Consider the following 23,707-nt stretch of genomic DNA (forward strand, 5'->3'; position numbering starts at 1 on the left):
CGGGGTTTTATGGGTTAGCTTAGTGCTTCATTACAGCGGCTACAGGTGCCGGTGTGGGCGTGGCTGCCGACATCCGGGAGGATTTTCCAGCAGCGTTGGCATTTCTCGCCGTCCGCCTTTTCAAACACCACGCCAACACCGTCGGCCTCTGGCATTCTAAAGGCTTCAGCCGGGCTCGGATCACCCGTCAGAACCACCGCAGATGTGATACAGATATCCTCGAACGGTACTGTTTTCAGCGACGCCAGCACCGCCTCGTCACGCACATGCACGACAGGCGACGCCTCTAGCGATGCGCCGATCACTTTGTCGGTCCGTTGAATTTCCAATGCGGCTGTGACCACACGGCGCACTTTGCGGATTTCGGCCCATTTCGCGGCCAGTGGTTCGTTCAACCAATCTGCTGGGGTCGCCGTGAAATCCTCAAGGTGCACAGAGGTGTCTTCGCCTTCATTGCGCTCTAGCCAGACTTCTTCCATTGTGAAGGTCAAGATCGGCGCAAGCCATGTGGTCAGGCGGCTATAAAGCAAATCCATTACTGTCAGCGCGGCACGCTGGCGTTCACTATTGCCGTCGCAATAGAGAACATCCTTACGAATATCAAAGTAGAACGAGCTAAGATCGACAGTCGCAAAGTTAAAGATCGCTTGGAATACACCTTGGAAATCATACTGCGCATAACCGGTGCGCACGGTGTGATCGAGTTCAGCCAAACGATGCAATACCCAGCGTTCAAGCTCTGGCATATTTTCAGGCTCAACACGTTTGTCTTCAGAAAAATCGCCCAAAGACCCAAGCAAGAACCGCATGGTGTTGCGCAGACGACGATAGCTGTCTGCCACGCCTTTCAGGATCTCATCACCGATCCGCAAATCAGAGGTATAGTCAGATTGCGCCACCCAAAGGCGCAGGATATCCGCGCCATATTGTTTGATCACCTGCTCTGGCGCGATGGTGTTGCCGATAGATTTCGACATCTTCGCGCCCTTGGCATCCAACGTGAAACCATGGGTCAAAACACCCCGATATGGCGCGCGCCCACGGGTGCCGCAGGATTGCAACATTGAACTGTGGAACCAGCCCCGGTGTTGGTCGGTTCCCTCAAGATAGAGATCAGCCAAACCATCGTCTGAACCATCTTCGCGGTCCCGCAAAACAAAGGCGTGGGTTGAGCCGGAATCAAACCACACGTCCAACACATCAAAGACCTGATCATAGTCATCTGGGTTCACGGCATCCCCGATAAAGCGTTCTTTGGCACCCTCAACGTACCACGCATCCGCGCCTTCGGCCTCAAACGCTTCAACGATCCGCGCGTTCACAGCCTCATCACGCAAAAGGAATTCTGGGTCAGTGGGCAACAGGCCCTTTTTCACGAAACAGGTTAGTGGCACACCCCATGCACGTTGACGTGACAATACCCAATCAGGGCGCGCTTCGATCATGGAATACAGGCGATTACGGCCGGTTTTTGGCGTCCACTCCACCAACTGGTCGATGGAATTCAGCGCGCGTTCGCGAATGGTTGTGCCGTACTCGTCTTGACCATCTCCCACCGCTTTGTCCACCGAGGCGAACCATTGTGGCGTATTGCGGAACACAATCGGCGCTTTGGAGCGCCAAGAATGCGGATAGCTGTGGGTTACACGGCCACGAGCGATGATCGCGTTTGCCTCGACCAATTTCGCGATAACAGCGGTGTTGGCTTTGCCTTCTTTGCCTTTGCGGTCAAAGACTTGCAGCCCTGCAAAGAACGGCACATGCGGCAGGAATTCGCTTTCTTCCCCAACATTGTGGGTCATGCGATCAATCCAGTTGCGTTTGACAAAGCATTCATAGTCGTCAGCACCGTGCGATGGGGCCGTATGAACAAAGCCCGTACCCGCGTCATCGGTGACGTGATCACCATCGATCATTGGAACGTCATAGTCCCAGAAACCATTGGCCTCCTGAGCACCATGGAACGGGTGTTTGAGGATCATGCCCTCAAATTCAGCCGCAGCAACCTCACGGACTCGGGTGAAATCAGTCACACGTGATTTGCCCAGAGCGTCCGCCGCCAAAGTATCCGCAAACAGATATAGATCGCCGGGGTTGGTCCAGCTTTCTTCTTCGGTGGCATCAACACGGTAGAGGCCATAAGCCACCTTCACGTTATAAGCGACAGCCTTATTCGATGGGATCGTCCAAGGCGTTGTTGTCCAGATCACAACACGGGCTTCGGCCAAATCGCCACCCACGTTCTGGGTAGAAAACGGCACCCAGATCGTGTGGCTTTTGTGATCGTGGTATTCGATCTCAGCCTCAGCCAAAGCGGTTTTTTCAACCGGGCTCCACATTACAGGTTTTGAACCCTGATAAAGCGTGCCGTTCATCAGGAACTTTTGAAACTCAGACGCAATTGTCGCCTCGGCGTGGTAATTCATTGTCAAATAGGGGTTTTCCCATTTGCCCGTGATACCCAAACGTTTGAATTCATCGCGCTGAACGTCGATCCAACCATCGGCAAACTTACGGCATTCCTGACGGAAATCCACCACAGGAACATCGTCTTTGTTTTTGCCTTTTTTGCGGTATTGCTCTTCGATCTTCCATTCGATCGGCAGACCGTGACAATCCCAACCCGGGATGTAACGCGCGTCTTTGCCCATCATTTGTTGGGAGCGTACAACCATATCTTTGAGGATTTTGTTCAACGCGTGGCCGATATGCAAATGCCCGTTCGCATAGGGTGGCCCGTCATGCAGCGTAAAGCTTTGGCGGCCCTCGGCGCGTTCACGCAATTTGTCGTAAATTCCGATTTTTGCCCAACGGTCCAGCCAGACAGGTTCGCGTTTGGGCAGACCCGCGCGCATTGGGAAATCAGTTTTTGGAAGGTTCAGAGTGGTTTTATATTCAGGCGTATCGGCGCACATATCGTGTGGTCCTTAAACGGTCGTCAATTGGGATGAGGGCGGCGTGAAAGGGTCATACGCCTTGTCCCGGCGGCTCTCGATCAGAGCGCCGGGCTAATAATTCGTATAATGACGCGGACTAAATACATCATAAGCGCCTTATAGGCCGGGGTTCCAAAGAGGTCCAGATGTGTTTGCGCCCCACCCACAACCTTATCTGCGGCAATTACAGCCCTTTTCATTTTTAGTCTGCAGGCGCATATCAAAGAGGCATAAGAAAGTAAGCCCATGCCAAATCCCCTTAGACGTTTTGACCTCACCCAAGAGCAAATCAACGGCGTGATCACCGCCTTTTATGCCCGTGTCCGGATTGAGCCGACTCTCGGCCCCGTCTTCAACACTCATATAGAAGCGGACGAATGGCCTGCGCATGAAGCAAAGATCGCCGGGTTTTGGCAAAACGCAATTTTGCGCGACAAAACATATGACGGCAACCCAATGGCCGTACATCGCGCGACGCCTGGCATCGAACCAGAGCATTTTGCGATATGGCTGGCGTTGTTTGACACGGTCCTTACCGAAAAGCTGCCTGCGCAAACAGCGGCAGCATGGTCCGAACTCGCGCACCGGATTGGTCGCGGTTTACGACTGGGGATCGAAGGAGATCGCACACCGCCTGACGCCCCTCCGAAATTATTCTAAGTCAGTTTTTTGATCGCCCAAACAACCCGGTTAGCGCACGTTGTACGATCCCAGTCACTGTTGGTTTCTTTTCCCGATGGAACGGCAGAGGGCGGCACACCTCGATTGCGGCAACGCCAACACGCGCGGTTAATGCGCCATTGATCACCCCTTCGCCAAAACGGCGCGAAATTTTCGACAGAACTCCGCCACCTGCAATGGACCCGATCAAATCGTCGCCGACTGCAACAGCCCCGGTCGCCACCAGATGCGCAAAAACCGACCGCGTCAAACGCCAATTGCCCAACGTTCCGGTGCGTCCGCCGTAAAGCTCCGCAACACGTCGGATCATCCGCATATTCGCCAACAGCGCCGTAATGAGATCAGCCAAAGCCATTGGAACAATGGCTGTCACCGTTGCGACTTGGCGCGCAGCTGCCTCCACTTCGCGTCTTGCAGCCAAGTCAATTGGGGCTAAAATTTCAGCTTCGGTGATGCCTAATAATCCGTCTGCATCAAAAACTTCGCTGGCGCGGGTTTCAAATCTGTCTCGCCCCCATTTTAGATCATCGCGATCTTTATAAAGTTTGGCCAAACGCTGTGTCACATCCCGCGCCGCTCCGAGATCATCCTCGGCCAGAGCTTTCTCCGCTGCGGCTTGGAGACGATCCAAGCGGCGTAAGCGTGAAAACCCCGCCCATTCGCGTAAAATCAGGATCAACATAACCAGCAACAACAACGCAACCAACACAGTCGCAATCCCACCAAGGATCTGATTGCGCAAAAGTAGCCCTGTCACAAAATCCCATGCCCAAAGTGACACCGCAAAGCTGGCCAAAGCCCCAAGCAGCGCCCAAAATATTCGCCCAATCCAGGAGGGTTTTGCCGCCCCCAAACCAACAACAGCTTGCATCATAGCTGTTTGGGCGACATCTGCCACTTCAGGAACAGGCGGTGCTTCGGCAGGTGTAACCGGAGTATCGTCATCCACGTCAAATAAGATCGGGCGGTTTTTTTCGGTCATCTTTGCGCCCTTTGCCATGCGTATCGAATGTCTGGTAGTTTTTCATCGTTGCAACTGCCGTCTGATCGCAGCACCTCATCAAACCCTTGCGAAAGGTAGAATTTTTGGGCGTCAACGTTACGCTCAAACGTCCACAGATTAAGCACGTCAGAGCGTGCTTTTGCATGGCAGATCAAAGTCTGACCCATCCCACGACGCGCAGCATGAGGGGCAATGTATAAAGCATGTATTTCGCTTTCATCCCGTGCAATGAACCCCACAACGTCCCCAGTATCAATGACAGACACCCAATCGCGACCAATCATCATCTCAGCGAACTCTTCCGTTTCTTTCAGGCTATGCAGGTCGGGCAACCACGGGGTTTCACTATTCCATTCATGCAATATCCGGGCGACAGGTATGATGTCTTTTACATAAGCGTTGCGGATCACTTCGGTCATAGCACATCCCCCAATAGAAACTGTGCAGCTTTATCCAAGCGAATATGCGGCGGGCCTTCCCCCGGCAACAGATTGACTTGGGCTGGCGCAAATTTCATGAACTGATACTCGCCGTTTAACCAGTCTCGCGCGCCATTTTTCGCAGGCGCCGTTAATGCAGCAGGATCAGTCGGTAATGCACCGGGATAGAAAGAAGCCTGTTTTCCTTCCAAGATTTGCCCACGCACACACCCCAGTTTTGCACCATCGTGATCGCGGAATTCTTCGACCGTGGCGCGCAGACTGGCGATTGACATCGCTGCAGTTGCAGCCCCGGCAAAATTGGCACGATCTTTGGCCCCTCGCAACATAGCCTCCATTATGGCTGTCAGTTGCGGGTGTTGGTCATGATGCAGGTGATCCGCCTTTGTCGCAGCGAACAAAATACGTTCGACCCGACGCCCCCGCAACAAGCGCGTCAAAAACGCATTTCGGCCCGGGCGAAACGCTGACAAAATCTGTTCCATACTGCGTTGCGTATTATAAAACGCCTCAGGCCCATCATGGATCGCACCAAGAGTATCCATCAGCACGACCTGACGATCAATACGCGCAAAATGATCCCGGAAGAACGGCTTTACGACGCGCGCCTTATAGGCGTCAAACCGGCGTTCCATTTCACGCCATAGGCTACGCCGACCCGGCCTATCTGGACGCATCAAAGGCGCAAATGTCAAAACGGGAGAACCATCCAATTCACCTGGCAAGATAAAGCGTCCCGGTGTGCCATCGGCGAACCCAACAGAACGCGCGGCATGTAAATAACGCGTATAGCGCTTTGCCAGATTTTGCGCATCAGGCTCATCGTAGCGTTCATTTGTATATAGATCGGCGGCTTCTGCCAGATAGGCTTGGGCGGATGATCGCGATTGTATCACACTCAGCACATGATCCGACCATTGTTCATACGACATGTCCATCATGCCGACATCCAACAACCATTCTCCGGGATAATCGATGATATCTAGATGAATAGTACGCGGCCCAGAAAGCCCCGACAAAAACCCCTGCGGCTGCACACGAAGCGAGAGGCGCAATTGGCTAACAGCACGGGTGCTTTCAGGCCAATGTGGGGCGGGTCCCGTCATTGCTGCAAGATGTTTTTCGTACTCAAACCGCGGCACCGTATCGTCCGGCTGTGGTTGAAGATACGCCGCGCGGATACTCCCGTTTGACGCAGCCAAAAGCTGTGGCATACGCCCACGATCTAACAAATTTGCAATAAGGGAGGTGATAAAAACAGTTTTCCCTGCCCGCGCAAGCCCGGTTACCCCAATGCGCACCACCGTATCAGAAAATGCACTCGTTACCCCATCCGCCGCGGTTTCAACGCTGCGTGTAATATCTTCGACGATCCTAGAAAGACCCAACTCTACCGCCCTTTTGTCGTTTTCCTAAAGATAGTCATAGCTTGGACGAAAAACCAGCCTCAGAACCAGATACACATATTCACGCTTGATCCCGACAGCATTTTCTTAAACAACAAAATGAACAGATAACCGGAGTAAGACATGACCATGATAGATCAGAAAAAGGCCACCATCGCCGCGCAAGCCGCCGGTGCAATTGATCTGTCGACAGGTGGGGTCGTTCCGCCCATTCAGCCTTCTACAACCTACGCCAGAGCACGTGACTACAGCCTACTGCAAGACGGAAATGTCTACGGGCGCGATAACAATGATGCCGTTCGACTGGCCGAAGAAATCTTGGCAAAACTCGAAGGTGCTGCAGAAGCGTTATTGTTTCCAACCGGCATGGCGGCAATTGCCGCTGTTTTTCGCACCATACCCAATGGCGGCACAGCGATTGTTCAATCCGGTATTTATTGGGGCACCACAAAATGGATACGTGATTTTTGCACCCGCCGCGATGTGACATTGCTTGAAGTGGATGCAAGCGATGCCGCGGCACTCGATGTGCTTTGTGCTGCGAATCCTGCCCATATCGTGTTTGTTGAAACCCCATCAAACCCGTGGCTTAAAACCGTTGATATCGCCAAAGCCGCCCAAAGCGCTCATGCAGCAGGGGCGAAGCTTGTTGTAGACTCGACTGCGGCAACGCCAATCCTAATGCAGCCATTATCGATGGGCGCTGATATTGTCATGCATTCTGCAACCAAAGCGATTAACGGTCATTCAGATGTTTTGGGCGGCGTGTTGGCCACAAATAACGCAGACCAAACATGGCAAGACGTCGCTATTGATCGACACGATGCCGGGGCGGTCATAGGCCCATTTGAAGCATGGCTGCTGATCCGGGGAATGCGCACCCTACCCTTGCGTGTTGAGCGCATGTGCGAAAACGCGATGAAAGTCGCGCATTTCCTACAGGACCACCCGATAGTCGAGGGCGTCTTTTATCCCGGGCTACCAACCCACACAGGTTATGAGTTGGCGACACAGCAGATGGAAGGTGGATATGGTTTCTTAATGTCTTTCCTCGTCAAAGGCGGGGCTGCTGATGCGCTTCAAGTCGCTGGTCGGTTAAACTTATTTCACCGCGCGACGTCACTTGGCGGGGTAGAAAGCCTTGTGGAACATCGCCATACAATTGAACCGCATACAGGTATCCCTGAAAATCTACTGCGTATTTCGGTTGGTATTGAAGACGCCCAAGATTTGATCGATGATTTAGGTCAGGCGCTCGGGCAATGAACATGCGGGTGATTGCAAAGCCAAGCCCCGCGCGGTAAGCGAAGCCATGGGACGTTATGCACTAAAAATCGAATATAACGGCGCGCCATTCCACGGCTGGCAGCGCCAAAAAGAACACGTATCTGTACAAGGTGCGATCGAGGATGCTCTGCGCAAACTTGAACCTGATGTTCCGACGATTGTCGCCGCTGGCCGCACTGATGCCGGCGTTCATGGTACAGGCCAAGTGGCCCATGTGGATTTACAACGCCCATGGAAACCCTTCCGCCTGTCAGAGGCTTTGAATTTCCATCTAAAACCCAATCCAGTTTCGATTCTGGAGGCTGCAGAGGTTGGCGATGATTTCAGCGCGCGATTTTCAGCGATGGAGCGGCAATATCTATTTCGCCTCGTCAGCCGTCGTGCGCCTTTGTGTCATGATGCTGGGTTCGTGTGGCAGATTATGCACCCACTTGATCTTGACGCCATGCGTGAAGGGGCAGCGCATTTAATTGGCCTGCACGATTTCACGACCTTCAGATCCGTTATTTGTCAGGCCAATTCTCCGGTCAAAACCATTGATGAAATTCGCATTGAACCCGTCGAAATTCCCTACGGGACTGAATATCGATTTCATGTGCGCGCCCGCAGCTTTTTGCATAATCAGGTTCGTAGTATTGTTGGCACACTCGCCCAAGTCGGTGCAGGACGTTGGATGCCTGATGATGTCAAAGATGCATTAGAAGCCCGAACGCGCAGTGCCTGTGGCACTGTAAGTCCCCCCCAAGGGCTGTACCTCGCACATGTTGTTTATCCTGAGGACCCATTCACAAATGGCGCGCACGAAAGGCACTGACCTCGTCTTGTGTTGGGGCTTTTCCGGTAAAGGTCTCGATGTAGGTCGGCATGCGTTCAACCCGTAAGGTTTTGGGTTCTTTCATCATCATCGCGATATATCCGACTTGGGTGTAATAGACTGTGGTCGCACGCGCAAATGCTTGGTCCCTGTCAAAACCATGTCGCACAAACATCTGAACAAGGGCGTCCATCCGCATTTGATCGACTTCGGTTAAGCGAGCCTTCAACACATCTGATGTCTGAGCCCAATTGCGAATGGCAAAATCCAAACGCATATCGAACAAATCAACATCAAGCCAACAATCAAACAGATGAAAAATTGACTCTTCAATGGATTGCGACGGCTTTTGAGTTTGGACAACTAGGTTAGTCGTGTTTTTGCTTTCCCATCGGGCGATGAGGGCATCAAGGACGGCCTCTCGATGTTCAAAATGCCAATAGAAGCTTGGGCGTGACATACCAACAGCCTTTGCCAAGGCTTGAATCTTTACCGCTTCGACACCGCCACTGATCAACAAATCATAAGCTGCGTCCAACCACAAATCTGGGGAGCCGCGCCACCCTTTCGAATTTTGTTCCATGCGCGTTGCCTATCACCACCAATCAGCTTTTCCAAGGGTAGACACTTTTCCAAGGCCCAAACAAAAAGGCGCTCCAAAGAGCGCCTTTTCAAATTCATACAATTGAAAAGATCAACCGCGCCCTTTCCAAGGCACCAGGTATGCTTCCATTTTGCGCATCAGGATGTCGATGCCAAAACCGATGATACCAATCAGAACAATCCCCATGATAACAATATCTGTCAGCTGGAATTTTGATGCAGCAACGATCATCTGACCTGCACCTTGTTCAGCCGCAACAAGTTCTGCCGCAACAACAGTACCCCAACAAACGCCCATCGCAACACGTGCACCAGTAAAGATTTCCGGTAGGGAGTTCGGGATAATGACATACCGCATGATCTGCCACTTAGAGGCACCCAAAGAATAGGCCGCGTGGATCTTAGTGATTTTCACACCAGACACACCGGAGCGTGCAGCAATCGTCATAATCCATAGCGATGCAAGGAACAGCAAGAACAGCTTACCTTGTTCACCGATACCAAACCAAATGATCACAAGCGGGATCAAAGCAAGCGGTGGCACAGGGCGCATAAATTCTACGATTGGATCGAACCAACCACGGAACCAGTTAGACAGACCCATTGCGTAACCCAATGGAATACCCACAATCGCCCCAAGTAGGAAACCAACGATAACCCGGAACAATGAGAACCCGAGATGCTCAGCCAAGGTAAAGCCACGATAGCCTTCAGCTGCAATCACGATCAAACGGTTCCACACGTCTTCAGGAGCTGGAAGCCAGATTTTTTCCATCTGCCAGCCTGCTTCGGGTGAGAAACGAACAGTGCCACGACGTGACAATTCAACAAGCCCGGTGTCAGTCTGAACACCCGGTCCTTCAGGCTCAACAGCCTGGCCGTTGATTGCAACAACGCGGTAGCCATCCTGATCTTCGCCAACGTCGTTGTTGTTTGTACGAACAAGACCACCCCGGCCAGCACCCATTACGAATGAATCGTTTTGAGCAAAGCCTTCGCCACCGTCCACTTCTGGTGCTTCGATTTCTTGACCGATTGGATGCACAAGGATGCTAACAGTTGCATCGTCACGCTCACCTGCAGCGTTTTCAGCGGTATAGGTGAAAGAAGTGTCACCCAAGAACGGGCCGGGCGCGTGGAACGGTGTGATTTTGGAGCCCGTGAATGCCCCCCAAATCAAAAAGATAGCTACGATTGAAATAACCGACGCCGCACGGCTAGGTTTAACAGCACTTTCATCACCGAATGTCACTGTTTTAAGAGAGGTGTAATCGCTGCTTCCGTTTACAAAGCGCATTGCGATTTTCACCGCAAACATCCCGCCTATGAAAATAGCTACATAGGTCAGAAAAATAATTATGCCGATGCTCATGATGCGTCCTCCGTCCGGCCCATGATTTCCTCTTCCATATCCCAAATCATGCTGAGAATTTCATCGCGTGTTTCCGCAAAGCCGTCGGATTTTTTTACATCTCGCAGGTCCGCATCGACGCCACGTTCAGCAAATGGAAGACGGTATTCTTTATGAACACGGCCCGGGCGTGGGGCCATAACCAAAAGACGTTCACCCAACAATAGCGCTTCTTCCACAGAGTGGGTAATCAGAATGATGGTTTTCCCGGTTTCTTTCCAAAGCTTCAGAACGAGGCTCTGCATTTTTTCCCGTGTCAGCGCATCAAGAGCACCAAGAGGTTCATCCATCAAGATCACATCAGGGTCGTTTGCCAAGCAACGTGCCAATGCAACCCGCTGTTGCATCCCGCCCGAAAGCTCATAAACAGCTTTTTCTTTGAAGTCCTGCAGACCAACGGTTTCTAACAAATGGTCAGTGATTTTATCGCGTTCGGCCTTTGGCATTCCCTTCATACGCGGGCCAAAGTCAACGTTCTCGCGAACACTCATCCATTCAAATAGCGCGCCTGCTTGGAAAACCATGCCGCGTTCAGCGTCAGGGCCTTCAACAAGGTGGCCATTTAATTCCATATTTCCTTCGGTTGGGGCCAAAAAGCCCGCAACAATGTTCAGAAGCGTTGTCTTACCGCAGCCCGATGGGCCAAGGATTGACAGAAGCTCCCCCTCTTTGATGTCCAATGACACGTCTTTCAACGCCTGAACGGAAGATCCGTTTGGCAGATCGAAGCGCATGGAAATACTGTTTAGTTTCAGCCCAGTCACAATGGGTACCCCTATGTTTCAGATACAAAAAGGGCGGCATGTATCTGCACGCCGCCCAAATTGTAGTGGCTTACATATCTGATGCAGCAGAAAGTGCTGATGTATTTACAGCACCGTCATATGAAGAACGTGAGCCATCAATGTTCCCAGTTTCAACAAAGAAATCTGCAACTTCTTTAAGGAAGGTCTGAGTACCACCGCCAAGCCATGCTTCGCTCAATTGTGCTTCAACAGATGGGAATTCAAAACGTGCCAAAGTTGCCGCAGCATCTTCTTCGCTCATACCCGCGTCTTGTGCGATCACTGGCAGCATCTCTGCTGTATGTTCACCAGAGTTCCACATTGCGTTTGCATGTGCAGTGACAGCTAGGAAGTCTGCCAAAAGCTCAGGCTCTTCTTCGACAAAAGATGCAGAAGCTGATGTCACGTCAAAGACGTAGATGCCAAGTTCGGTTTTCTCAGCGCCGGTCAGCAATGTGTTGCCGTGCTCGGTCATGCGGCGCAGTGCACCACCCCAACCACACGCCATATCAAGCGAACCCTGTGCCAAAGCTGCCGCAGAATCCGCAGGCGCCATGTCAACAACTTCGAGTGTGGAAACGTCGATACCGAAGTGTTCCATTTGCTTCAAGAAACCGTAATGCGCCGCTGTACCGATTGGCACACCAATGCGGTGACCTTCGAGGTCTGCAACGCTGGCTGCGTCGATTTCGAGCGAAGAGTGCACAACGCAGTTATCGTTGTCTGCGTAGCTTACCGCAACATCAACAACCTGAAGGTCCTGACCCGCAGAAGCCGCGACAACGAATGGTGGAACACCTTGGCTTACAGCGATGTGAACATCACCTGATGCCATCGCTGCAGACATTGCTGTGCCGGTGTCGAATGCACGCCAGTTTACGGTTACGCCGAGTTCTTCGTCGTAGGTGCCGTTGGCTTTTGCAAATTCAAATGGCATTGGCCATTCAAGAAAATAAGCAACCGTAATCTCGTCCAATGCCATTGCGCCGGTTGCCCCAGTGAGCATCGCTACGCCTGCAACTGTTCCGAAGATTTTGGATTTTACACTCATGTTTTTCTCCCGTGTTGGTGCCGTTTTCCGGCTTTGTATTCCCCTAATTATAGGGCAATGATTGATACGAAGTGATTTTTATCACTCCGAAATGCGTGCCCTTCGAATCTCTGTTCGAATTTTGCCCGCTGCATCCAAACCTAGATGTGCATAGTAAAATGCATATTAGGATCAGAGTAACTCGAATGTGCGTCGCTCCATAGTAAATTCACGACACCCAATGCTGAGCTTCATAAAACCGTAAGTGAAACGCGGTTTCAGTCAATGCTTTGATCACCAGTATATTGTGACCATCAATAAATTAATCTGCATCCTTTTGCGCTCAACTTTTATATATTATTCTTTTTTTTCAGAATATTAAAGATTTTAATTTTGCTCATCGTTGTTTTCCTCACCACAATTCTGGACTTAACACCTTTCCACTCTGGCCCTAACGGTTCTGCTATCCATTCAACAAAGTTTCACAATAGAATATACGCGTAACTCTCAGCCTTCCGGGCCCAGCCCGCAAGACCTAACAAATGGAATCAGAACTATGGATACAGGTTTTCAAACCAACGATCTGACGGATGTCGTCGAAGCAGACCGCGCCCACGTTTGGCATCACTTGGTTCAGCATAAACCCTTTGAAACCAATGACCCACGCATCATTGTCGAAGGCAAGGGTATGCGCGTCTGGGATCAAAAAGGCACTGAGCTTTTGGATGCTGTTTCTGGTGGCGTCTGGACCGTCAACGTCGGCTATGGCCGCGAATCAATCGCCAATGCAGTGCGTGATCAGATTCTCAAAATGAACTACTTCGCACAAACCGTTGGCTCTATTCCTGGTGCGAATTACGCGAAACGCCTGATCGAAAAGATGCCAGGCATGTCCCGCGTTTATTACAACAACTCTGGTTCTGAAGCGAACGAGAAAGCTTTCAAAATGGTTCGTCAGATCGCGCACAAGCGCTATGGCGGCGTAAAGCACAAAATTCTTTACCGTGAGCGCGACTACCACGGCACCACGATCACCACATTGTCTGCTGGCGGCCAACCAGAGCGCGGTGCGCAATACGGACCATACACTCCGGGTTTTGTATCCGTCCCCCATTGCCTTGAGTATCGCAACCAGTTCGACAGCCCAGAAGAATACGGCTTGAAAGCAGCGAACGCGATCGAAGAGGTCATCCTGCGCGAAGGCCCAGAAACTGTTGGCGCATTGTGCCTAGAGCCTATTACAGCAGGCGGCGGTGTTATCGTTCCACCAGAAGGCTACTGGGATCGTGTTCAGGAAATCTGCAAGAAATACGATATCCTCCTGCACATCGACGAAGTTGTTTGCGGCGTAGGCCGGACCGGTACTTGGTTCGGATATCAGCACTACGGCATCAAACCTGACATGGTTACCATGGCAAAGGGTGTTGCATCTGGTTACGCTGCCATCGCATGTCTTGTGACCACTGAAGAAGTGTTCAACCAGTTCAAAGACGATGCTGCTGACCCAATGAGCTACTTCCGTGATGTATCTACCTTTGGTGGTTGTACCGCTGGACCTGCTGCTGCTCTCGAAAACATGAAGATCATCGAAGACGAGAACCTGCTCGAGAACACCACAAACATGGGTGAATACATGCTTGGTTCGCTCGGTGAACTGATGGACAAACATCAGATCATTGGTGATGTGCGCGGCAAAGGTTTGTTCCTCGGCGCTGAGCTTGTTTCAGATCGTAGCACTAAAGAACCCGCAGCTGAAAAACTGGTTCAAGCTGTTGTCGCGAACTGTAATGCTCAGGGCGTTCTCATTGGCGCGACCAATCGTTCACTACCCGGGTTCAACAACACCTTGTGCTTCAGCCCTGCCTTGATCGCGACCAAAGACGATATCGATCAGATCGTTGGTGCGGTTGATAATGCTTTGACTACCGTCTTTGGCTAAGACCCCCACAAAATAACACTAAACGGCCACCGCTTTGGTGGCCGTTTTACATTCTGGCCTTATGCCGACATATTCAATATATCCAGTCATCCTAATTAGGTGGATTTGTCATGCCCATCTCTGAAGAAACGTTTTTTCTAGATCAGAAGTTCGAAGGCACCCTGCAAAGTCAGATCCAGCAGATGGTGGCAGAAGGCATATTGTCAGGCCGATTTCGGCCCGGAGAAAAACTGCCCTCCTCCAGAAGACTGGCAAAGCACCTTGGGATCAGCCGGATCACCATCACGCTTGCCTATACGGAATTGGTCGCGGATGATTACATCATTTCGCGTGGCCGTTCAGGATATTTTGTTTCAGAAAATGCCCCGCAACCTCCGCGCTTTGATACGCTGCGCCCCCGTGAGGACGCTGTTGATTGGCAGCGGGCTATCGGGCAACGGTTCTCAGGGGCCACCAATTTAGAAAAGCCGCGGAATTGGAAAGATTTCACATATAACTTTATCTACGGACAGGCCGATCAAAGCCTATTCGACCATCAGAACTGGCGGCACTGCGCTTTACGCGCCTTGGGCCAAAGGGACTTTGATGCGCTGACATCCGATTACTACGAACATGATGATCCCAAATTAATCGAATTCATCGCCCGTCACACCCTACCACGGCGCGGGATTTTGGCCCGCCCAGAAGAAATTCTCGTCACGATGGGCGCACAAAACGCCTTATGGCTAGCCGCACAAGTTTTACTTACTCAACGTCGAACTGCCGCGACAGAAGATCCTTGCTATCCCGGCCTTCGCGAAATTCTGCACCACACTCGCTGCCACGTCCATTCAGTACCGGTCGATCAAAATGGGCTTCCTCCGTCTGCGCTGCCAACTGACGTCGATGTGCTATTCTTAACGCCGAGCCATCATTGCCCAACATCATCCACAATGCCGGTTTCGCGCAGGCAAGAATTATTAGCACGTGCTGAACGAGATGAATTTCTTATTGTTGAAGATGATTACGAATTCGAAATGTCTTTTCTCGAACCACCCTCCCCCTCTTTGAAGTCCCTCGATCAAAGCGGGCGGGTGATCTATGTCGGCTCTTTTTCGAAATCCTTATTTCCAGGATTACGACTAGGATATTTGGTAGGCTCTGCCCCATTTATTCGTGAAGCCCGCGCTCTGCGTTCTGCGGTCTTACGCCACCCCCCTGGACATATCCAACGTACTGCGGCCTATTTTTTGTCTCACGGACATTATGATGCGTTGATTAGACGTATGGGGCAAGCTTACCACCAACGCCGCAATGTCATGGATCAGGCGATCCGAGAACATGGGCTTCATATCGCTGGCAAAGGTGTATTTGGTGGATCCAGTTTTTGGATGAAAGCTCCGCCCGGTGTAAATGCGGCCCTTCTGACTGCCCTGCTACGAAAGCGCGGCGTACTGATCGAAAACGGGCAGCCATTCTTTTCAAAGAATGAAACCAGCAGCGGATTCTACCGATTAGCGTACTCTTCTATTCCCGCAGAAAAAATTCCGGAAGGTATAGCGCATATCGCGGATGTCATGAAATCCCTTCAATAACCGTCAAGACGCTGTCAGCTAGATATGCTCCTGTGGCGCGACTAACTTCAACCCACACCCATCACAGAATTTCTCTCTGCGCTAACCAAGATTCAACTCAGAGCTACCAAACCGTCAATCTGGACCTATCGACCAAATTGACTGGCCCTATCGTTCAGTTTACTGCAACGGTAATTTCACTCCAAATTGGGCCCTAGGCCCTCTCTGCATTTCTACTCAAGGGGACACACCTTATGAAAATGACGACCGAAGAAGCCTTCGTCAAAGTGCTGCAAATGCACGGAATTGAACATGCTTTTGGCATTATCGGTTCTGCAATGATGCCGATCTCCGACTTGTTCCCACAGGCGGGAATCAAATTCTGGGATAACGCCCACGAGTGCAACGCAGGCATGATGTCAGACGGCTACACACGTTCAACCGGCAAGATGTCTATGATGGTTGCGCAGAACGGCCCCGGCATCACAAACTTTGTGACCCCAGTGAAAACCGCTTACTGGAACCACACACCATTGTTGCTCGTGACTCCACAGGCTGCAAACAAAACAATCGGTCAAGGTGGCTTCCAAGAAGTTGAACAGATGGCTTTGTTCAAAGACATGGTTGCTTATCAGGAAGAAGTTCGCGATCCGTCCCGTATCGCTGAAACCCTGAACCGTGTAATCGAAAACGCGTTCCGCGCTTCTGCGCCTGCTCAGATCAACATCCCACGTGACTTCTGGACACAGGTTATCGACATTGAACTGCCGAAAATCGTACGTCTTGAATTGCCAGCAGGTGGTGCAACCGCAGTGTCCGAAGCTGCGAAATTGCTGTCAGATGCGAAATTCCCAGTCATTCTAAACGGCGCTGGTGTTATCCTTGCGGGTGCAATTGGTGACTCTGCAAAATTGGCGGAACGTCTCGACGCGCCAGTTTGCTCAGGCTACCAGCACAACGACGCCTTCCCGGGTTCACACCCATTGGCAGCAGGTCCTTTGGGCTACAACGGTTCAAAAGCAGCGATGGAATTGATCGCACAGGCTGATGTTGTATTGGCACTTGGCACACGTTTGAACCCGTTCTCAACTTTGCCGGGTTACGGCATTGATTACTGGCCACGTGATGCGAAAATCATCCAAGTTGATATCAACTCTGACCGTATCGGCCTGACCAAAGACGTCACCGTTGCGATCCAAGGTGATGCGAAACAAGTTGCGCAAAACATTCTCGCACAATTGTCTGACACAGCAGGCGACACAAACCGTGATGACCGCAAAGCCACAATCTCAAAAACCAAATCTGCTTGGGCTCAAGAATTGACCTCAATGGATCACGAAGACGATGATCCAGGCACAACTTGGAACGAACGTGCGCGTGACCGTGAGCCGGGCAAAATGTCGCCTCGTATGGCGTGGCGCGCAATCCAATCTGCATTGCCAAAAGAAGCAATCATTTCTTCTGACATCGGTAACAACTGCGCAATCGGTAACGCCTACCCCACGTTTGAAGAAGGCCGCAAATATCTGGCTCCGGGTCTGTTCGGCCCATGCGGATACGGCTTCCCAGCGATCTGTGGTGCAAAAGTTGGTCAGCCTGATGTTCCGGTTGTTGGCTTTGCAGGCGACGGCGCGTTTGGTATTTCCATGAACGAAATGGTTTCTGTTGGTCGTGACGATTGGCCAGCGATTACCATGGTTATCTTCCGCAACTATCAGTGGGGTGCTGAAAAGCGTAACACCACACTTTGGTTCGATGATAACTTCGTGGGTACCGAGCTGGATACAAACGTATCATACGCTGGTATCGCTAAATCATGTGGCGTGAACGGCGTTGCAGTCACCACAATGGATGAGCTGACCGATGCGCTGAACACAGCGATCAAGGCACAGATGAACGACAACCAAACTACGTTCATTGAAATCCTGCTGAACCAAGAGCTGGGCGAGCCTTTCCGTCGCGATGCGATGAAAAAGCCAGTTTCAGTTGCCGGCATCAATGCCGCTGACATGAAACCACAGCAAGTTTAAGCAAAAGGCGGCGGAATGACCCTGACTCCCATTGAACTTCTGAAGTCTCTGGACTCAGTCACCCGCCCCACCATTGCTTTAAGCGAAGGGAGTGATCCCCGCATCATCGCGGGGGCCCTCACCGCCCATTCTGAAGGGGTCGCAAATGTGATCCTCGTAGGCAACATCGATGACATCACCACAGAGCTGTCAGCCCAAAATGCTGCGCCCGGTGAAGGCATTGAAATACATGATCCGGCGTCTTCCGCCCTGATCGACGAATTTACCAACGCGTTTTATGAACTTCGCCGCCATAAAGGTGTAGACGAAGCCAAAGCACGTATCGCTGTTTCTAACCCCATAACTTACGCCGCCATGTTGGTACGATTGGGGTATGCAACAGGAACCGTTGGTGGTGCTATTGCAACCACGTCTGACATTGTGCGCGCCGCCATCCAAGTAATTGGCAAAGCGCCCGACGCCGCAATGGTTTCCAGCTTTTTCTTAATGTATCCGCCCACTGATGATGGGCGTGCGATGCTGTATTCAGACTGCGGCCTGGTGATCGATCCAAGCTCAGAAGAATTGGTCGCAATCGCGGCAGCTTCAGCAAAATCATGCGAAGCTCTCCTACGACAAACCGCGAAAATCGCTATGCTGTCCTTTTCCACCAAAGGAAGCGCGCGCCACCCCGCCGTATCCAAGGTCGAAGCAGCGACCAACCTACTGCATGAACAATTTCCAAATCTATCGGTCGACGGGGAGCTTCAGTTTGACTCTGCTTTTGTTCCGTCTGTTGGCCAACGCAAAGCGCCGAGCTCCGATGTTGCGGGCAACGCCAATGTGATGATTTTCCCCAATCTGGACGCCGGCAATATTGGTTACAAAATCACCCAACGTTTGGGCGGATACAGCGCGATCGGTCCGATCATGCAAGGCCTTTCCAAACCTGCAAATGACCTTTCACGTGGGTGCGTGGCCGAAGATGTAACCCAGATGATTGCTGTAACAGCCCTTCAAGCATTGGGAAATTCTTCCGAATAACCCCCAGCAACCAGAACATCACTCCACTCAGAACAAAAAGATCAAGAAAACGAGTCGCCTTTCAAGCATAATAGCATTATGTATGCACAAAACAGCCAACGGGACCGCCAATGACCCACCAGCAACCGATTATCGACACCTCTCCAAAGGTGTCAGACGAAATCCGCAAAACGACCTGCTATATGTGTGCCTGTCGCTGCGGTATTAACGTGCATATGAAAAGCGGCAAAGTCGCCTATATCGAAGGCAACCGTGACCACCCGGTAAACAAGGGTGTGCTATGTGCCAAGGGATCCGCAGGGATCATGCAGATCAACGCCCCGTCGCGTCTTCGTGCCCCTCTGAAACGGGTTGGGCCACGCGGGTCTGGCGCCTTTGAAGAAATCAGCTGGGAAGAGGCGATGGATATCGCCGTTGGCCACCTGAAACCCATCCGTGAAAACGATCCGACCAAATTGGCGTTCTTTACCGGGCGTGATCAGTCACAATCGTTTACTGGTCTCTGGGCACAAAACTACGGCACGCCAAACTTTGCAGCCCACGGCGGATTCTGTTCCGTCAACATGGCAGCCGGCGGCATCTACACCATGGGCGGCGCGTTTTGGGAATTTGGTCAACCTGATTGGGACCGCACAAAATTGTTCATGCTGTTTGGCGTTGCCGAAGATCACGACAGCAACCCGATCAAGATGGGTCTGTCCAAAATCAAAGGCAACGGCGGTAAGATCATTGGCGTCAATCCAATTCGCTCTGGCTATAATGCGATTGCGGATGAATGGGTTGGCATCACGCCGGGCACTGATGGCCTACTGATCCTGTCTTTGATCCATGAGCTGTTCAAAGCGGGTAAAATTGACCTCGAATATCTTTCTCGCTTTACCAACGCCCCAGTTCTGATTGATGCAGACACCGGCCTGTTGATGCGCGATGCTGACGGCAAAGAATTGGTCATTGATCGCAACACTGGCAATCTGGTGGCGTTCAACACCAAAGGCATCATGCCCGACCTTGCGGCAACGCATGAGGGCAACCGCACAGTGTTTCAACTGATGGCGGAAAAATACCTCGAGCCACAATATGCGCCAGATGCTGTGGCCGAAGAATGTGGAATTTCCGCAGGCCGCATTCGCAAAATCGCGCATGAGTTGGGCCGTGTAGCGTTCGATGAGGAAATCGTTCTTGATCAAGAATGGACAGATTTCCGCGGCGACAAGCACGACAAAATGGTAGGCCGCCCTGTTTCGTTCCACTCTATGCGCGGTGTCTCTGCCCACTCAAACGGATTCCAAACTTGCCGCGCGCTGCACACCTTGCAGATCGTTCTTGGCACGGTTGAGGTCCCCGGCGGCTTCCGCTTTAAGCCGCCCTATCCAAAACCTGCGACAGCGCACCCAAAACCGCATTGCAAAGTGACACCCGGCAAGCCGCTTGATGGTCCGCACTTGGGCTATGTCCAAGGCCCCGACGATCTATGCTTGCATGACGACGGCAGCCCCGTTCGCATCGACAAAGCCTACACTTGGGAAAACCCAATGTCGGCGCATGGTCTGATGCATATGGTGATCTCAAACGCACATGCGGGTGACCCCTATAAAATCGACACGCTGTTTATGTATATGGCGAATATGTCGTGGAACTCGTCCATGAACACCCGCGGCGTGATGGAGATGCTGACAGACAAAGATGAAAATGGCGATTACGTGATCCCCAACATCATCTATTCAGATGCCTATTCTTCCGAAATGGTCGCCTATGCTGACCTTGTCTTGCCTGACACGACATACCTTGAACGTCACGACTGTATTTCCCTGCTTGATCGCCCTATTTGCGAAGCAGACGCTGCTGCAGACGCCATTCGTTGGCCCGTGATTGAACCGGACCGCGATGTGCGCGGGTTCCAATCTGTGCTGGTTGACCTTGGCGCGCGCCTTGGCATGCCTGCATTTGTGAATGAAGACGGCTCCGCCAAATACAAAGACTACGCCGACTACATCGTAAACCACGAACGCAAACCCGGTATCGGGCCATTGTCAGGCTTCCGTGGTGAAAACGGTGACCAGTTCGGGCGCGGCGCACCGAACCCAGACCAATTGAATCGCTATATTGAAAACGGCGGTTTTGCCGTGCATCACATCCCCGAGGGGTCTGACTACTACAAACCATGGAACATGGCCTACCAAGATTGGGCCGTGGGTATTGGGCTTTATGATAAACCCGAACCCTACCTGTTCCAACTCTACGCAGAACCCCTGCGTAAATTTCAACGCGCAGCCGAAGGCCATGGCGACCGCCAGCCCCCAGAACATCTGCGCGAACGGATCAAAGAAACCATGGATCCGCTGCCCACATGGTATGCCCCGTTTGAGGACAGCAATGTCGATACCACAGAGTTCACCGTTCATGCGCTAACTCAGCGCCCAATGGCGATGTACCACTCTTGGGGGACGCAAAACGCATGGCTGCGCCAAATCCACGGCCGCAACCCGCTTTATGTCCCGACCAAACTGTGGGAACAGCACGGCTTTGCCGAGGGTGATTGGGCGCGCGTCACATCTGCGCACGGCTCCATCACAGTGCCTGTTGCCCACCACGGCGGTCTAAACGACAGCACCGTCTGGACATGGAACGCCATCGGCAAACGCAAAGGCGCGTGGGCCTTGGACGAAAAGGCGCCAGAGGCCACCAAAGGCTTCTTGCTCAATCACTTGATCCACGAACTCCAGCCCGAAAAAGGCGACGGTTTGAGATGGGCCAACTCTGACCCTGTCACCGGCCAAGCCGCATGGTTTGACCTGCGTGTCAAAATCGAAAAAACCACCGCCCCTGAGGAATGCGATCCCGCGTTTGACGCGATCAAATCCCCCGTGGGCCAAGGTCCAAAAGACCTCGCATGGAAGGTAGGCAAATGACCACGCTACCCACCCAAACCCAGAAAAAGCTCGGCCTTGTCATCGACTTGGACACCTGCGTTGGCTGCCATGCCTGCGTTGTGTCTTGCAAAGGCTGGAACACCGAAAACTACGGCGCGCCTTTGTCTGACAAAGACGCCTATGGCGCTGAACCCATGGGCACTTTCCTTAACCGCGTTCACGCGTTTGAAGTGAAACCAGAGGTCGGCCCAGCCCAAACCGTACACTTCCCAAAATCTTGCCTGCACTGCGAGGACGCACCCTGCGTCACCGTTTGCCCAACCGGCGCGAGCTATAAGCGCGTCGAAGACGGTATCGTCTTGGTCAACGAAAGCGATTGCATCGGTTGTGGCCTCTGTGCGTGGTCCTGCCCTTATGGCGCGCGTGAACTTGATCAGGTCGAAGGTGTGATGAAGAAATGCACCCTTTGCGTAGATCGGATTTATAACGAAAACCTGCCCGAAATTGACCGCGAACCCTCCTGTGTGCGCACCTGCCCGGCCAATGCCCGTCACTTCGGTGACTTTGCTGACCCGGACAGCAACGTGTCCCGCCTGACAGCGGAACGCGGCGGCATGGATTTGATGGCCGAAATGGGCACCAAACCCGTCAATAAATATCTGCCCCCACGTCCCAAAGACGAAATGGGCGAAATCGACATCCTCGCGCCACTTCTGGCCCCTGTCGCTGCGGATCCCAAAGGGTTCCTTGGTTGGCTTGACAAAGCTCTGGAGAAACTCTGATGCATCCAGCACCCTCCGTCATCGTTTTCACCGTCTTTTCCGGCCTCGGCTTTGGCTTACTGGCGTTCTTAGGCCTCGGCATTCCAAATGTCGGACCATGGGCCAGCTTTGCGTTTTTCTTTATCGCCTTTGCTTGCGCGGTTGGTGGCCTATTGGCCTCGACCTTCCACCTTGGCCACCCCGAACGCGCGATCAAAGCGTTCAGCCAATGGCGCTCTAGTTGGCTTTCACGCGAAGGCTGCTTGGCCGTTGCGGCACTGCTGGTTATGGGGCTTTATGCGTTTTTGGTCATCTTCTTTGACACACGCATTGGGCTGTTGGGCTACATCGGTGCCGCGCTGTCCATCGCGACTATCTATGCGACCTCAATGATCTACGCACAGCTGAAAACTGTGCCGCGCTGGAACACAGCACTAACGCCGGTTTACTTCCTTGTGTTGTCCATCGGCGGCGGCGCGCTTTTGGCCGGTCAGGTTCATCTTGCGGGTCTTATGTTGGCACTTGCTGGCGCCGTACAAGTCATCACCTGGATGAAAGGCGACACCCGTTTTGAAGAACGCGGTCATACGCTTGAAACAGCAACCGGCCTTGGCTTTATGGGTAAGGTCCGTTTGTTTGAAGGCCCCCACACCTCAGCCAACTACCTGATGAAGGAAATGGTTCACGTGGTCGGCCGCAAACACAGCCAAAAACTGCGCGTGATTGCATTGGTGTTCATGAGCCTCGTGCCCAGCATCATCCTGCTCGCCCTGCCCGCAGGTCATTTTCTCGCGCTTGTCGCCGTGGTCTCACACATCGCCGGCACCATCGCATCGCGCTGGTTGTTCTTCGCAGAAGCCGAACACGCTGTCGGCCTCTACTACGATAAACGCTGATAGACACGACATACCAAAGAAAAACCGGCGCTCATCCCGCCGGTTTTTTTTGTTTCTTCAACAACGATCTTTCTTCGGTATGCACGAGATAGAATGTACAGCAGGAAATCCAATTTGTGGCGATGTCGGCTACGCCGGACTTTGCGGTCGTTCGCCTTTACACTTTGAATGGTTGCGTTTAAATTTTGCATTTGATCGTCAATTGACAAAGGCTTCGTGGAGCAGCGCAAATTCACTAT

The 23,707-nt window shown here is 52.2% G+C and carries 18 protein-coding genes; 10 read left to right on the forward strand and 8 right to left on the reverse strand.

Annotated elements, in window-relative coordinates; all coding sequences use genetic code 11:
- Window positions 1-14: 14 nt before the first annotated feature.
- Entirely contained in the window at window positions 15-2,915 is a 2,901-nt protein-coding gene (gene ileS / locus G9C99_RS07155) for an isoleucine--tRNA ligase (protein ID WP_166416762.1), read from the reverse strand.
- Window positions 2,916-3,182: 267 nt separating this feature from the next.
- Between ileS and G9C99_RS07160 the strand changes: the two genes are divergently transcribed.
- A complete protein-coding gene (locus tag G9C99_RS07160; RefSeq protein ID WP_166416763.1) occupies window positions 3,183-3,596 on the forward strand; it encodes a group III truncated hemoglobin in 414 nt (137 codons plus the stop codon).
- Window position 3,597: 1 nt separating this feature from the next.
- On the opposite strand, the gene G9C99_RS07165 is transcribed toward G9C99_RS07160, so the two are convergent.
- Genes G9C99_RS07165 through G9C99_RS07175 form a run of 3 tightly spaced genes read right to left on the reverse strand, consistent with a single transcriptional unit; the run spans window position 3,598 to window position 6,448 of the window.
- Window positions 3,598-4,599: a YcjF family protein gene (locus tag G9C99_RS07165; protein ID WP_166416764.1), complete on the reverse strand. Its 1,002-nt coding sequence runs from the start codon at window positions 4,597-4,599 to the stop codon at window positions 3,598-3,600.
- On the reverse strand, window positions 4,596-5,039 hold the full coding sequence (locus G9C99_RS07170; protein ID WP_166416765.1) for a GNAT family N-acetyltransferase: 444 nt from the start codon (window positions 5,037-5,039) through the stop codon (window positions 4,596-4,598). Before G9C99_RS07170 ends, G9C99_RS07165 begins: the two co-directional genes overlap by 4 nt.
- Window positions 5,036-6,448: a YcjX family GTP-binding protein gene (locus G9C99_RS07175; RefSeq protein WP_166416766.1), complete on the reverse strand. Its 1,413-nt coding sequence runs from the start codon at window positions 6,446-6,448 to the stop codon at window positions 5,036-5,038. The genes G9C99_RS07170 and G9C99_RS07175 overlap by 4 nt, the downstream gene beginning before the upstream one ends.
- Before the next feature lie 141 nt (window positions 6,449-6,589).
- On the opposite strand from G9C99_RS07175, the gene G9C99_RS07180 reads away from it, so the two are divergent.
- Together G9C99_RS07180 and truA are read left to right on the forward strand one after the other, a co-directional pair.
- On the forward strand, window positions 6,590-7,732 hold the full coding sequence (locus G9C99_RS07180; protein WP_166416767.1) for a trans-sulfuration enzyme family protein: 1,143 nt from the start codon (window positions 6,590-6,592) through the stop codon (window positions 7,730-7,732).
- Between the two features lie 46 nt (window positions 7,733-7,778).
- Window positions 7,779-8,567: a tRNA pseudouridine(38-40) synthase TruA gene (gene truA / locus G9C99_RS07185; RefSeq protein WP_166416768.1), complete on the forward strand. Its 789-nt coding sequence runs from the start codon at window positions 7,779-7,781 to the stop codon at window positions 8,565-8,567.
- Here the strand turns inward: truA and G9C99_RS07190 are convergent.
- From G9C99_RS07190 to G9C99_RS07205, 4 genes are all read right to left on the reverse strand, one after another.
- On the reverse strand, window positions 8,539-9,150 hold the full coding sequence (locus tag G9C99_RS07190) for a TetR/AcrR family transcriptional regulator (RefSeq protein ID WP_166416769.1): 612 nt from the start codon (window positions 9,148-9,150) through the stop codon (window positions 8,539-8,541). The two genes, truA and G9C99_RS07190, sit on opposite strands and share 29 nt — an antisense overlap.
- A 111-nt stretch (window positions 9,151-9,261) precedes the next feature.
- Window positions 9,262-10,530, reverse strand: a complete 1,269-nt coding sequence (locus tag G9C99_RS07195) for an ABC transporter permease (RefSeq protein WP_331459985.1) — start codon at window positions 10,528-10,530, stop codon at window positions 9,262-9,264.
- Window positions 10,531-10,538: 8 nt separating this feature from the next.
- Window positions 10,539-11,345: a taurine ABC transporter ATP-binding protein gene (locus G9C99_RS07200; protein WP_166416771.1), complete on the reverse strand. Its 807-nt coding sequence runs from the start codon at window positions 11,343-11,345 to the stop codon at window positions 10,539-10,541.
- 70 nt (window positions 11,346-11,415) lie between these two features.
- Window positions 11,416-12,417 (reverse strand): taurine ABC transporter substrate-binding protein, encoded by a 1,002-nt coding sequence (locus G9C99_RS07205; protein ID WP_166416772.1) that lies wholly within the window; start codon window positions 12,415-12,417, stop codon window positions 11,416-11,418.
- Between the two features lie 535 nt (window positions 12,418-12,952).
- Between G9C99_RS07205 and G9C99_RS07210 the strand changes: the two genes are divergently transcribed.
- From G9C99_RS07210 to G9C99_RS07240, 7 genes are all read left to right on the forward strand, one after another.
- Window positions 12,953-14,335 carry an aminotransferase family protein gene (locus G9C99_RS07210; RefSeq protein ID WP_166416773.1) on the forward strand — a complete coding sequence of 461 codons (1,383 nt, stop codon included), beginning with the start codon at window positions 12,953-12,955 and terminating at the stop codon, window positions 14,333-14,335.
- Window positions 14,336-14,445: 110 nt separating this feature from the next.
- Window positions 14,446-15,909 (forward strand): MocR-like pyridoxine biosynthesis transcription factor PdxR, encoded by a 1,464-nt coding sequence (gene pdxR, locus G9C99_RS07215; protein ID WP_166416774.1) that lies wholly within the window; start codon window positions 14,446-14,448, stop codon window positions 15,907-15,909.
- A 233-nt stretch (window positions 15,910-16,142) separates the two neighbouring features.
- Window positions 16,143-17,918: a sulfoacetaldehyde acetyltransferase gene (gene xsc / locus G9C99_RS07220; protein ID WP_166416775.1), complete on the forward strand. Its 1,776-nt coding sequence runs from the start codon at window positions 16,143-16,145 to the stop codon at window positions 17,916-17,918.
- A gap of 15 nt (window positions 17,919-17,933) precedes the next feature.
- Complete coding sequence (gene pta / locus G9C99_RS07225) at window positions 17,934-18,941, forward strand: phosphate acetyltransferase (protein ID WP_166416776.1); 1,008 nt, start codon at window positions 17,934-17,936, stop codon at window positions 18,939-18,941.
- Between the two features lie 110 nt (window positions 18,942-19,051).
- Complete coding sequence (locus G9C99_RS07230) at window positions 19,052-21,850, forward strand: molybdopterin oxidoreductase family protein (protein WP_166416777.1); 2,799 nt, start codon at window positions 19,052-19,054, stop codon at window positions 21,848-21,850.
- Window positions 21,847-22,593 (forward strand): 4Fe-4S dicluster domain-containing protein, encoded by a 747-nt coding sequence (locus G9C99_RS07235; RefSeq protein ID WP_166416778.1) that lies wholly within the window; start codon window positions 21,847-21,849, stop codon window positions 22,591-22,593. Before G9C99_RS07230 ends, G9C99_RS07235 begins: the two co-directional genes overlap by 4 nt.
- Complete coding sequence (locus tag G9C99_RS07240) at window positions 22,593-23,468, forward strand: dimethyl sulfoxide reductase anchor subunit family protein (RefSeq protein WP_166416779.1); 876 nt, start codon at window positions 22,593-22,595, stop codon at window positions 23,466-23,468. The genes G9C99_RS07235 and G9C99_RS07240 overlap by 1 nt, the downstream gene beginning before the upstream one ends.
- Window positions 23,469-23,707: the final 239 nt, after the last annotated feature.

Origin of the sequence: Cochlodiniinecator piscidefendens (assembly GCF_011326755.1) — a bacterium.
GTDB lineage: Bacteria > Pseudomonadota > Alphaproteobacteria > Rhodobacterales > Rhodobacteraceae > Cochlodiniinecator > Cochlodiniinecator piscidefendens.

Coding starts and splice junctions, on each gene's coding strand:
- xsc (WP_166416775.1), top strand. CDS start 16,143: ATGAAAATGACGACCGAAGAAGCCTTCGTCAAAGTGCTGCAAATGCAC.
- G9C99_RS07205 (WP_166416772.1), bottom strand. CDS start 12,417: ATGAGTGTAAAATCCAAAATCTTCGGAACAGTTGCAGGCGTAGCGATG.
- G9C99_RS07235 (WP_166416778.1), top strand. CDS start 21,847: ATGACCACGCTACCCACCCAAACCCAGAAAAAGCTCGGCCTTGTCATC.
- G9C99_RS07210 (WP_166416773.1), top strand. CDS start 12,953: ATGGATACAGGTTTTCAAACCAACGATCTGACGGATGTCGTCGAAGCA.
- pdxR (WP_166416774.1), top strand. CDS start 14,446: ATGCCCATCTCTGAAGAAACGTTTTTTCTAGATCAGAAGTTCGAAGGC.
- G9C99_RS07240 (WP_166416779.1), top strand. CDS start 22,593: ATGCATCCAGCACCCTCCGTCATCGTTTTCACCGTCTTTTCCGGCCTC.
- truA (WP_166416768.1), top strand. CDS start 7,779: ATGGGACGTTATGCACTAAAAATCGAATATAACGGCGCGCCATTCCAC.
- G9C99_RS07165 (WP_166416764.1), bottom strand. CDS start 4,599: ATGACCGAAAAAAACCGCCCGATCTTATTTGACGTGGATGACGATACT.
- G9C99_RS07180 (WP_166416767.1), top strand. CDS start 6,590: ATGACCATGATAGATCAGAAAAAGGCCACCATCGCCGCGCAAGCCGCC.
- pta (WP_166416776.1), top strand. CDS start 17,934: ATGACCCTGACTCCCATTGAACTTCTGAAGTCTCTGGACTCAGTCACC.
- G9C99_RS07160 (WP_166416763.1), top strand. CDS start 3,183: ATGCCAAATCCCCTTAGACGTTTTGACCTCACCCAAGAGCAAATCAAC.
- G9C99_RS07230 (WP_166416777.1), top strand. CDS start 19,052: ATGACCCACCAGCAACCGATTATCGACACCTCTCCAAAGGTGTCAGAC.
- G9C99_RS07190 (WP_166416769.1), bottom strand. CDS start 9,150: ATGGAACAAAATTCGAAAGGGTGGCGCGGCTCCCCAGATTTGTGGTTG.
- ileS (WP_166416762.1), bottom strand. CDS start 2,915: ATGTGCGCCGATACGCCTGAATATAAAACCACTCTGAACCTTCCAAAA.
- G9C99_RS07170 (WP_166416765.1), bottom strand. CDS start 5,039: ATGACCGAAGTGATCCGCAACGCTTATGTAAAAGACATCATACCTGTC.